We start from the raw sequence: 10,890 nt of genomic DNA, 5'->3' as shown, positions 1-10,890 counted from the left end.
GAATTTGGTTGATGCACCCCGATCGGTTCCACGATGACGTCATCCTGAGGCCGGCCAGACTGTAATCAGCGTCTGCGCAAGTGGTTGCAGGCCGAAGGATCTATCATCGCGGCAGCACGAGATTCGGGGAAACGCACCAATACTTCACCCGGACCTAGTATTAGACCGTCAGCCCTGCGCGGTCGCCAAGGCGTCGCGCATGACCTGGAGCGGCGCGTCGACGCCCCACCAGCGGCGAAAGGCCTCGGCGCCCTGGTGCAGCAGCATCTCCCGCCCGTCGGAAGTGGGGATGCCGCGCTCGCGCATCGCCCGCACCCACGGCGTCTCGCCGGTCCGCGTGTAGACCAGGTCGAGCGCGGCGTCGACCTGAACGATCTCGGGATCGAGCGGGAGCGCGTCGTCCGGACGGAGCCCGAGCGACGTCGCGTTGATCGCCAGGTCGAAGCCGTCCGCCCCCACCTCGCGCGGGGTGAGGGCGACGCGCACACCGGTGGCGGGGCGGGCGAAGCGCAGCATCTCCCGCGCGCGCTCGGGGGTGCGGTTGAGGATCACGATCTCGCCCGCGGCGTGGCTGGCCAGCGCGTACGCCGCCGCGCGCGCCGCGCCCCCCGCGCCGATCAGCAGCACCCGCGCGCCGGCTATCGACCGCCCCATCAGCGAGCGGATCGCCGCGGTCACGCCGTGCACGTCGGTGTTGTCGCCCCGGATCTCCCCGTCTTCCAGCCAGAAGCAGTTGCACGCACCCGTCGCCTCCACCGCCTCGCTGGGCCGGTCGACCGCGCGCGCCGCCGCGCCCTTGTGCGGCACGGTGACGTTGCCGCCGCCGCCCGCGCGGGCCAGCGCGCGCAGCAGCCCGGGCGCGTCGTCGCCCGAGCAGCGCAGCGCCACGTACACGCCGTCGAGGCCGAGGGCGCGGATGGCGGCGTTCTGGAAGACGGGGGAGAGGGAGTGCGAGACGGGGTCGCCCAGCAGCGCGAGCACCCGGGTGGCGGCGGTGGCCGGCGGGGTCACGGCGCCAGGATGGGGGCCAGCCGGTCGAGCGCGGCGCCCACCAGCCCGCGCAGCTCGTGGAAGGTCTCCTCGTACACGGCCTCGCTGCCGCCGTACGGGTCCTTCACCGCCTCGCCCTCGCCGTCGGGCCCGGCGGCGAAGTCGCCCAGCGTGGAGGCCTTCTCGCCCAGCCCCAGGCGCTCGAGCGTGGAGAGGTGGCCGGGGCCCATCCCCAGGATCAGGTCCGCCCACCCGGCGATCTCGGGCGTCAGCCGGCGGGAGACGTGCCCGGTGAGGTCGATCCCCGCGCGCCCAGCCACGACCACGGCGGCACGCGTGGCCTCGTCGCCGTCCCAGGCGTTCAGCCCGGCGGACGCGACCTCCACGTTCTTCCAGCCGCGGCGCGCGATCTCCGCCCGCGCGATCGCCTCCGCCAGCGGGCTGCGGCAGGTGTTGCCGGTGCAGACGAAGAGGACGTTGAAGGTGGCGGTCCGCGGCTGCTCGGCCCGGGTCTCCTGCTCGCTCATCTGCACTCCCGGGGCGTCGCTCTCGTCCGGTGCGGGCACGTGGATCCTTGCTCCGTCAGGTTCGGCCGGGCGCGCTCCGGTGCGGGAGCGGCGCGCCGTGCCGTGTGGATCAGGCCGTACCCGAATCTTCGCCCCGCCCGCCGTCCGCTGCAAGTGCCAGCGCCTCCGCCACCGGCAGGTCCTCGGGGCGCGTGACCTTGAGGTTGCGGTACGATCCCGTCACCACGCGTACGGGTCCGGCGTAGCGCTCGTACAGCGCGGCGTCGTCCGTCGCCGCGACGCCCTCCGCGCGCGCCCGTTCGTAGGCGCGGACCAGGCCGTTGCGGGGGAAGCCCTGCGGCGTCTGCGCCTGCCAGAGCCGCGCGCGCTCCGGCGTGCCGGTGATCGTCCCCGCGTCGACCTCCTTGATCGTGTCCGTCACCGGCACCGCGGCGATGGCGGGGACGGCGGCCAGCACGCGGTCGATCACCCCCGCGTCGGCGAATGGCCGCGCGCCGTCGTGGACCAGCACGATCTCGTCCTCCTCCCTCGTCTCCCGCAGCCCGTTCCACACGGAATCGCCCCGCTCCGCACCACCGGCGACGATGCGCACGTCGAGCGAGGCGAGCCACGCGGGGGGATCGGCGGCATCGTCCGGCGGGAGGACGACGATCACCCGGGAGATGCGGGGGTGATGGAGGAAGGGGAGGACGGCGCGCAGGAGGACGGGGCGGCCTGCGATCTCCAGGTACTGCTTGCGCACGGGCCCGCCCACGCGCCGGCCCGACCCGCCGGCCACGACGACGGCCGCGGCGCGCGGCTCAGGTGAAGGCGCGGCGGACAAGGGCCTGGACGTCGTCGGTCTCGATCACGCGGATGCCGGACGGCAGCGTGCGCGGCACCGCGCGGGGGGAGAGATAGGCGGCGGAGAAGCCCATGCGCGCGGCCTCGGCCAGCCGGCGCTCCATCTGCCCCACCGGCCGCACCTCGCCGCCGAGCCCCAGCTCGCCGATGAACACGGCGTCGGGCGGCGCGGGGCAGTCGTACACGCTCGACGCGAGCGCCGCCGCGACGGCCAGGTCGCCCGACGTCTCCGCCAGCCGCAGCCCGCCGACCACGTTCAGGAACACGTCGAGCTGGCCGAAGGGGATCCCCGCGCGCTTCTCCAGCACCGCCAACAGGAGGGAGAGGCGCTTGTGGTCGAGCCCCGTGCTCACCCGCTGCGGCGCGCCGTAGCTGGCCTTCGCGGCCAGCGCCTGCACCTCGACGAGGAGCGGCCGCGTCCCCTCCATCGCCGCGACGACGGTGGAGCCCGACGCGCGGGTCGAGCGGTCGCCCAGGAAGAGCTCGGACGGGTTGGCTACGGGCTCCAGCCCCGCCGCGGTCATCCGGAACACGCCGATCTCGTCCACACCGCCGAAGCGGTTCTTCGTCGCCCTGAGCACGCGGTGGTCGACGCCGCCCTCGCCCTCGAAGTAGAGGACGGTGTCGACGATGTGCTCCAGCGTCTTCGGCCCCGCGATCCCCCCGCCCTTGGTCACGTGGCCCACGAGGAAGACGGCGGTCCCCGTCTGCTTGGCGAAGCGCTGCAGCCGCGCCGCGCACTCGCGCACCTGGCCCACGTTGCCGGGCGCGCCCTCGAGCGCGGGGGTGTAGACGGTCTGGATGGAGTCGATCAGCAGCACCTGCGGCCCGCCCTCGGCCGCGCGCAGGAGGATGGAGTCGAGCTCCGTCTCCGCCAGCAGGGTCACGTCGGCCGCGTGCTCGCCCAGCCGCTCGGCGCGCAGCTTCACCTGGTGCGCCGACTCCTCGCCGGAGACGTAGAGCGTGCGCAGCCCGGCGCCCTCGAGCCGCGCCGCCACCTGCAGCAGGATGGTGGACTTGCCGATCCCCGGCTCGCCGCCCACGAGCACCACCGAGCCGGGAACGATCCCGCCGCCCAGGACGAAGTCGAACTCGCCCAGCCCCGTCGTCCACCGCTGCCGCTCCGCGCCCTCCACGTCGCGCAGGCGGACGGGCACCGCGTCCGCCGCCGCGCGCGGCACGGCCACGCCGGCGGAGGTGGACCGCTTCGGCGCGGACGGCTCCTCGACGAGCGTGTTCCACTCGTGGCAGGCGGGGCACTGGCCGGCCCAGCGCGGCGTCTCGGTGCCGCACTCGCGGCAGAAGAAGGCGGTCTTGGTCCGCGGCACCGGCGTCACTCCTCCGTCCGGTACGACGACATGCTCTCGAACAGCGTGAACTCCTTGCGGAAGAAGAGCGGCACGTTGCCGGTGGCGCCGTTGCGCTGCTTGCCGACGATGAGCTCGGCCTTCCCCTCCAGGCTGTTCCCCTCCTTGTCCACCGGCCCGAAGTAGTACTCGGGGCGATAGAGGAACATGATCACGTCCGCGTCCTGCTCGATGGCGCCCGATTCCCTGAGGTCCGACATCATCGGGCGCTTGTCGGGGCGGGATTCGACGGCGCGGGAAAGCTGGGAGAGGGCGATGACGGGGATGTCGAGCTCCTTGGCCAGCGCCTTCAGCCCGCGCGAGATCTCCGACACCTCCTGCTGGCGGCTCTCGCTCTTGCCGTTGCTCACCATCAGCTGCAGGTAGTCGACAATGATCATCGACAGGTCGTCGCGGTCCGCCTTCAGCCGCCGCGCCTTCGCCCGCATCTCCAGCACGGAGATGCCCGGCGTGTCGTCGATGTAGATCGGCGCGGTGTTCAGGTGCCCGGCGGCGATGGCGAGCCGCGCGTAGTCGTCGTCCGAGAGCCGGCCGCGGCGCAGGCGGCTGGCGTCCACGCGGGCCTCAGCGCAGAGCACGCGCTGCACCAGCGACTCCTTGCTCATCTCGAGCGAGAAGAACGCCACCGGCTTCTGCGCCGAGATGGCCGCGTGCTGCGCGATGTTCAGCGTGAACGCGGTGTTGTGCACGCACACGTCGTTGGCCACGAAGTTGTGCGTGCCGGGGATCGTCAGATCGTAGACCTGCTTGATCCCCACCGGCTCGATCGACACCACCTCGTCCCAGTAGACGTCGCTCTCGGCCAGCTCCAGCAGCCGCCGGCTGTCGAGCGCGACGGCGAAGGCGCGCAGCCGGTCACGGGTGAGCTCACCATCGGCATCACTCCCCTCAATGCCAGCGCGGTCCAAGACGGTAGGCCACGACTCGTCTCCCTTCTCAGCTGCGATCAACTTCCAGACGTCTGCGGGAAGTCGTTCAACCTCCTGCGGCCGTTGGCGCACGTACCGCTCAAGACGATCCTGCTGCCCGAAAATTCCGATTTCGGCAGTGAACACCGGAAGCGACTCGTCGAGAATCCACAGCTTCGAGCCAAGCGTCGTTCTCTGATGGCCGCACAGGATCCCGAAGCGGAGAAGAAGGTGCTGAATTTGCTCCGCAATGCGGACACTCGGTGCGAACAACCAAACGTGAACCCTATCGTCAGTGATATTCAGACCGGCGAGCCCATGCGCAGCGAACATCCTATTCAGGAAGAACGCGAGATCCGCCCTGTTAAGACGGAAGATCGCCTCTGGCAGCGACCCAGACGCTGCCTCTTCCAAGTGTTCCTTGAGGACACTGGAGGCTACAGCGTCAACCACGGCGGTCGCCGAACTGGTCGCGGTCGACCACAAAGCATCGGCAGTCTCTTCCCGACTCAGCGATGGCGCGTCAGGAAGCCCGGACTGCCAGGGCAAGCTGCTCGATGCCAGGCGCAACCCAGACTCAATGCACGCCTGGTGGAAATCTTCGTTATGGAGATAGCTGTGCACAGGTAGCCGCTCGCGACCGTCCTCATGCCACTTGAGGAGGTACGCGAGAATGGCAAGGTCGCTTCGATGTTGCCATTCACTACCGAACACGCCGAGGCGGCGGGGGACGGCGACGTGGTCGCCGACGCGGATCTCCTCCAGCCGCTTCCAGCCGCCGACGGTGAGGAACGGGTGCGTCAGCGTGGTCTCGATCCGCCGTCCCAGGCGCGTGGTGACGCGGAAGACGGGCTTCTCGCCGTCGTCGACGAACGCGCTGGGCTCCGTCATCTCCAGCTTCCAGCCGTCGTTCAGCGTCAGCAGGCGCGCGGAGCGGCGGCGGTACAGCTCCTCGATGGTCGCGACGGAGCCGTCCTCCAGCACGATCTCCGCGTCGTACGCCAGGCACTTCCCCATCGACGGTCTGGCGGCGACGATGACCAGGTCGCTGTTCTGGAAGCCGGCGGTGAGCTCGTCGAGGTCGTGGAAGCCGGAGGGAACGCCGGTGATGGCGCTCTGGTTGGCCTGCAGCTGCTCGATCTTCTCGAAGGTGGGCCAGAGGATCTCCTTGATCCACACGAACCCGCGCCGGTCGTTGCTCTGCGCCAGCTGGAAGATCCGCTGCTCGGCCAGGTCCATCAGGTTCTCGACCTCGCCCTGCCAGGCGTAGGTCTCCTGGATGATGGAGGTGCTGGCCTCGATCAGCCGCCGCAGGATGGCCTTCTCGCGGACGATCTTGCAGTGGTAGTCGATGTTCGCCGCGGTCGGCACCGCGTCGAGCAGCGAGGCCAGGAACGCCACCCCGCCCACCGCCTCGAAATCTCCCGCCTTCTTCAAATCGTCGGTGACGGTGATCTCGTCGATCACGTCGCCGCGCTGCCAGATGCGCACGAGCGCGCGGAAGAGCCGGCGGTGCGCCTCGCGGTGGAACATCGAGTCGTCGACGATCTCCACCGCGCGGACCACGGCGTCCTGGTCGATCAGCATCCCGCCCAGCACCGCCATCTCCGCCTCGGCGGAGTACGGCGGCGTGCGGTCGGTGAACGGGCTGGGCGCGCCCGGCGACGGCGTGGCGATCTTGATGGCGGGGGTCGACATGGCGGTCTCGGGTCCTGCTGTAGAAACGGCAAAGTGCGTGAGTGCGCGAGTGCGGAAGTGCGTTTGATCTCCAGCAGAGACCAACGCACCCGCGCACTTACGCACTCACGCACTTCTTCTGCGATGTCATCGGGATCGGTGACGGGATCAGCGGGATCAGACGGGACGGTCCAGGACCGCGCGGGCGCGCTGCAGGTCGTCCCACACGGCGCGCACCCACCCCGGGTTGCGCAGCAGCGCGGCGGGGTGATAGGTCGGAACGACGGGGATGCCGCGGTACTGGTGCAGCTTCCCCCGCATCCGGCCGATGGAGAGGTCGGTGCCCAGCAGCGTCTGCGCCGCGAAGGTGCCGAAGGCCACGATCACCCGCGGCCCCACCAGCTCCACCTGCTTGAGGAGATACGGGCTGCACGCCTCCACCTCGTCGGGAAGGGGGTTGCGATTTCCCGGCGGGCGGCACTTGAGCACGTTGCAGATGTAGACGTCGTCGCGCGGGAAGCCGGCGGTCATCAGCAGGAGGTCGAGCAGCTTTCCCGCCTTGCCCACGAAGGGACGCCCCTGGCGGTCCTCGTTCTCGCCCGGCGCCTCGCCCACAGCCATCAGCTGCGCCGTCTCGCTCCCCTCGCCGAAGACCACGCGGGTGCGCGTCTCGGCCAGCCGGCAGCGCGGGCAGCCGAGTGCAATCTGGCGCACGGAATCGAGTACGGGAAGCGCGGCGATTTCGTCCGCCGAAACCCCGCGCGACGGCGCGTCGCGCGCGGGCCGCATCGGCGTCTCCCCCGGCGGCGGGGCGCCCGCGCGGACATGCGGGCGATCCCCCTCCGCCGGCGCGGCGCGACGCGGCGCGGGCGGCGTCTCCACACGTACGGGCGCCGCATCGGGACGCGGCGGAGACGTCTCCCGCTGTCCCCTGTCCCCTGTCCCCTGTCCCCTCGGCGAAAGGAGCTCCCGCAGCTCGCCCGCAGAGTGGCGGTCGAGGATCAGCTCGGCGTCGCCCAGCTCCGCGCGCTGGCGCAGGTAGCTGCGCAGGAGGTCGCGCGGGTCGCTCACGATGCGCGCTTCGCCTGGAGCAGCGCCTCCACGCGGTCGAGGATCTCGTCCGCGACGGCGGCCTTGCTCATCAGCGGCAGCTCCTCGCCGTCGCGTCCCGGCTGCAGCAGGGTGACGCGGTTCGTGGCCACCTCGAAGCCGGCGCCGGGCTCGCGCGCGTCGTTGACCACGAGGAGGTCGAGCCCTTTGGACTCGAGCTTCTTCCGCCCGTTGTCCACCGCGTTCTGCGTCTCCAGCGCGAAGCCGACGATCACGGCGTCCTGCTTCCGCTCCCCGCGCGTGTCGCGCAGCACGTCGGGCGTGCGCTCGAGCGCGATCGTGGGGACGCCGCCCGCCTCCTTCTTGATCTTCTCCCCCGCGGGATCGGAGGGGCGGAAGTCCGCGACCGCGGCGGCCATCACCAGCACGTCGGCCCGCGGGAGCGCCGTGGCGACGGCATCGCGCATCTCCTCCGCCGTCTCCACCTCCACCCTCTCCACCGCGGCGGGGGGATCGAGGCGCGACGGGCCGGAGACGAGCGTCACCTCCGCGCCGCGCCGCCACGCCGCGGCGGCGATCTCGTAGCCCATCCGCCCCGACGAGCGGTTGCCGACGTAGCGCACGGGGTCGATCGCCTCGCGCGTCGGCCCGGCGGTGACGAGGACATGCAGCCCGGAGAGCGTCTGCCGCTCCAGCGCGCGGCCGGCGTACGCCAGGATCTCGTCCGTCTCCAGCATCCGCCCGGGCCCCTCGCCCTCGCCCCAGGCCAGCGGGCCGACGGCGGGCCCGGCCAGCACGTAGCCGATCTCCCGCAGCCGCAGCAGGTTGTCCTGCGTGGCGGCGTGGGCGTACATGCGGTCGTTCATCGCGGGGCAGAGCACCACGGGCGCGTCCGTCGCCAGGAGGACGGCGGCGAGCAGGTCGTCCGCCATCCCGTGCGCGGCGCGGGCGAGGAAGTTGGCGGTGGCCGGGGCCACGAGCACCAGGTCGGCCTCGCGCGCCAGGCGGATGTGGAGGTTGGGGTCGCCGGACGGGTAGAGCGAGGTGTGCGCGGGGCGGCCGGTGAGCGCCTCGAAGGTCAGTGGGCGCACGAACTCCAGCGCGCCCGCCGTCATCACCACGTCGACGCCGCTGCCGGCCAGCGCCAGGTCGCGCGCGAGCTGCACCGCCTTGTACGCCGCGATCCCCCCGGTCACCCCCAGCAGCACGCGGCGCCCCGCGAAGGGACGCCGCGCCTCGCGCGCGCCGGCCACCGGCGGCTTACAGCGCGTCGGAGGGGCGGCGCCGCTTGACCAGCCGGTGCTCGGTGGTCCCCTGCCGCACCTGCTCGAGGGCGACGGTGGTCAGCTTCTCGCGCGGCTCGGCGCCCGAGACGGTGGGGTCCTCCATCAGCTCGCCGCGGCGCAGCTCGTTCAGGTGGCGCGCCATCTTCGCGGCCACCAGGACGCCCAGGTACTTGCTGCCGGTGTGTCGGGCCGCCTGGCCCGGAGTGACCACCCTCATCGCATTCCTCCCTGTCGTAGACGTTCCACGGGCCCGCCCGGGCCCAGCTCGCGCTCGATCTCCTCGCACAGCCGGTCGATCCGGCCGTCCAGCCCCGGCTTCGACCCCGGCGGCCCCGCGCGCCCGCGCAGCACCGCCTCCAGCTCCCGCACCGCCGCGTCCAGCACGTCGTTGACCACCACGTAGTCGAACTCCGGCGCCGCGCGGATCTCGTCCTCGGCGTTGAGCAGGCGCTGTTCCAGCACCTCCGCGCTTTCCGTCCCCCGCCCGCAGAGCCGCTTCACCAGCGCCGGGCCGGTGGGGGGAAGGACGAAGACGTGCACCGCCTCGGGAAGCGCCGCGCGGATCTGCCGCGCGCCCTGCACATCGATGTCCAGCAGCAGGTGCTTCCCCTGCGCCTGCGCCTCGCGGACGTTCCTGAGCGGCGTGCCGTAGAAATTGCCGTGCACCGGCGCCCACTCGATCAGCTCGCCCGCGTCGCGCATGCGCAGGAACTCGTCGCGGCCCACGAAGTGGTACTCGCGCCCGTCGCGCTCTCCCGGCCGCGGCGGACGGGTGGTGGCGGAGACGGAGAAGACCAGCGCGTCGGGGTTCCGCTTCCGCAGCAGCCGCGCGAGCGTGCTCTTCCCCGCGCCGCTGGGGGCGGAGAGGACGAGCGGAAAGGGCGCCTCGCCGTCCGTCACTCCACGTTCTCCACCTGCTCGCGGAGGCGCTCCACCTCTTCCTTGATGGCCACCACGCGGTGCGCGATCCCCGCGTGGTTGGCCTTGGAGCCGATGGTGTTGGCCTCGCGGTGCATCTCCTGGACGAGGAAGCCCAGCCGCTTGCCCACGGGCTCGGCGCTGTCGGCGTCCAGCAGCTCGCGGAAGGCGGCGTTGTGGGCGCGGAAGCGCACCAGCTCCTCGTTGATGTCCAGCCGCTCGGCCGTGTAGACGAGCTCCTGCGCCAGCCGCTGCTCGTCGACCGCGACCCCGCCCGCCAGCTCGGCGATGGCGCTGCGCAGCCGGTCGCGCTCGGCCACCAGCCGCTCGGGCGCCAGCGCGGCGATCTGGTCCAGGTTCGCCTCGATGGCGGCGATGCGCCCCTCGAGGTCGTCGTGGAGGCGGCGGCCCTCGCCCTCGCGCATGCGCACGTTCGCCAGCGCAGCGTCCTCCACGGCGGCGCGGAGGTCGTCGGCCTCGATCACCACGTCCTCGCCCTCGTCGCGGACGAAGACGTCGGGGAAGCGGGCCAGCGTGTGCAGGTCGGGAGTGCCGGAGACGCCGAAGCGGTCGCGGAGCTGGTTGAGGAGCGCGAGGTACGACTGCACCCGCTCCTCGTCCAGCTTCAGCCCGCGCGGGGTGCCGGCGGGCGCCTCGAGCCGGATGGCGGCGTTCACGTGGCCGCGGGAGACGTGCGCGCGCAGCCACTCGCGGATGTCCGCCTCCCAGCGCGCGAGCGACTGGGGGACGCGGAGGTTCGCGTTGAAGTGGCGATGGTTGACGGTGCGGACCTCGACCAGCAGGGTGCCCGCGGGCGTGTCGCGGCGCGCCTCGCCGAACCCCGTCATGCTCCGGATCAAATCCCCTCCCTGGAATCCCGAACGGTAACGCAGCGAACGGCCCCGGTCAACGCCTTGACAGCGATGCCAAACGTTTGCGCGGACGCGGGTTCGGCGCGCTGTGCCGGCATCCGTGGACCCTCCCCCCGCGGCTGGGGCCGCGTACCCCCTCCCGATAACGGGAGGGGGTAACTTCGACTGCGGCGGGCGGGCTACCTCGCGCTTCGCACCTCGTGTGTGATGCGAGGTCCACGGCACCATCCCCGCGCCGATCCAATCTCCGCACTGAGTTCTCCCCTCCCCTGCGCAGCGGGGGAGGGGCCGGGGGAGGGGGCCGCCCGCGGCCTCACCGATCTCTCCCATCCGAACCGCACCACCACCCCATTCAGCACTGGGCACTGGGCACTGGGCACTGGGCACTGGGCACTGGGCACTGGGCACTGGGCACTGGGCACTGGGCACTGGGCACTGGGCACTGGGCACTG

Annotated in this window: 10 protein-coding genes; all 10 read right to left on the bottom strand. The window is 71.9% G+C overall.

Translation table 11 applies throughout. From position 1 onward, the window contains the following. Positions 1 to 168: 168 nt before the first annotated feature. On the bottom strand, positions 169 to 1,011 hold the full coding sequence (gene aroE, locus VF092_27555; protein ID HEX6751077.1) for a shikimate dehydrogenase: 843 nt from the start codon (positions 1,009 to 1,011) through the stop codon (positions 169 to 171). Then, positions 1,008 to 1,517 (bottom strand): low molecular weight protein arginine phosphatase, encoded by a 510-nt coding sequence (locus VF092_27550; GenBank protein ID HEX6751076.1) that lies wholly within the window; start codon positions 1,515 to 1,517, stop codon positions 1,008 to 1,010. Before VF092_27550 ends, aroE begins: the two co-directional genes overlap by 4 nt. A 109-nt stretch (positions 1,518 to 1,626) precedes the next feature. Then, entirely contained in the window at positions 1,627 to 2,340 is a 714-nt protein-coding gene (gene ispD / locus VF092_27545; GenBank protein ID HEX6751075.1) for a 2-C-methyl-D-erythritol 4-phosphate cytidylyltransferase, read from the bottom strand. Next, the gene (gene radA, locus VF092_27540) at positions 2,318 to 3,688 is read right to left on the bottom strand and encodes a DNA repair protein RadA (protein HEX6751074.1); all 1,371 of its coding nucleotides are present in this window, start codon (positions 3,686 to 3,688) and stop codon (positions 2,318 to 2,320) included. The genes ispD and radA overlap by 23 nt, the downstream gene beginning before the upstream one ends. 5 nt (positions 3,689 to 3,693) lie before the next feature. Continuing rightward, a complete protein-coding gene (dnaB, locus tag VF092_27535; GenBank protein HEX6751073.1) occupies positions 3,694 to 6,333 on the bottom strand; it encodes a replicative DNA helicase in 2,640 nt (879 codons plus the stop codon). Between the two features lie 156 nt (positions 6,334 to 6,489). Continuing rightward, a complete protein-coding gene (locus VF092_27530; GenBank protein ID HEX6751072.1) occupies positions 6,490 to 7,383 on the bottom strand; it encodes a uracil-DNA glycosylase in 894 nt (297 codons plus the stop codon). Further along, entirely contained in the window at positions 7,380 to 8,615 is a 1,236-nt protein-coding gene (gene coaBC, locus VF092_27525; GenBank protein HEX6751071.1) for a bifunctional phosphopantothenoylcysteine decarboxylase/phosphopantothenate--cysteine ligase CoaBC, read from the bottom strand. Before coaBC ends, VF092_27530 begins: the two co-directional genes overlap by 4 nt. 7 nt (positions 8,616 to 8,622) lie before the next feature. Beyond that, the gene (locus tag VF092_27520; GenBank protein ID HEX6751070.1) at positions 8,623 to 8,865 is read right to left on the bottom strand and encodes a DNA-directed RNA polymerase subunit omega; all 243 of its coding nucleotides are present in this window, start codon (positions 8,863 to 8,865) and stop codon (positions 8,623 to 8,625) included. Next, a complete protein-coding gene (gmk, locus tag VF092_27515) occupies positions 8,862 to 9,548 on the bottom strand; it encodes a guanylate kinase (GenBank protein HEX6751069.1) in 687 nt (228 codons plus the stop codon). Before gmk ends, VF092_27520 begins: the two co-directional genes overlap by 4 nt. Next, complete coding sequence (locus VF092_27510; GenBank protein ID HEX6751068.1) at positions 9,545 to 10,414, bottom strand: YicC/YloC family endoribonuclease; 870 nt, start codon at positions 10,412 to 10,414, stop codon at positions 9,545 to 9,547. The genes gmk and VF092_27510 overlap by 4 nt, the downstream gene beginning before the upstream one ends. Positions 10,415 to 10,890: the final 476 nt, after the last annotated feature.

The organism is Longimicrobium sp., from assembly GCA_036377595.1.
Lineage (GTDB): Bacteria > Gemmatimonadota > Gemmatimonadetes > Longimicrobiales > Longimicrobiaceae > Longimicrobium.
This window is presented reverse-complemented; position numbering and strand designations above follow the sequence as displayed.

Bases quoted from the DNA above. Each gene is read 5' to 3' on its own strand.
- VF092_27520 (HEX6751070.1), bottom strand. From the start codon at position 8,865: ATGAGGGTGGTCACTCCGGGCCAGGCGGCCCGACACACCGGCAGCAAG.
- VF092_27550 (HEX6751076.1), bottom strand. From the start codon at position 1,517: ATGAGCGAGCAGGAGACCCGGGCCGAGCAGCCGCGGACCGCCACCTTC.
- dnaB (HEX6751073.1), bottom strand. From the start codon at position 6,333: ATGTCGACCCCCGCCATCAAGATCGCCACGCCGTCGCCGGGCGCGCCC.
- VF092_27510 (HEX6751068.1), bottom strand. From the start codon at position 10,414: ATGACGGGGTTCGGCGAGGCGCGCCGCGACACGCCCGCGGGCACCCTG.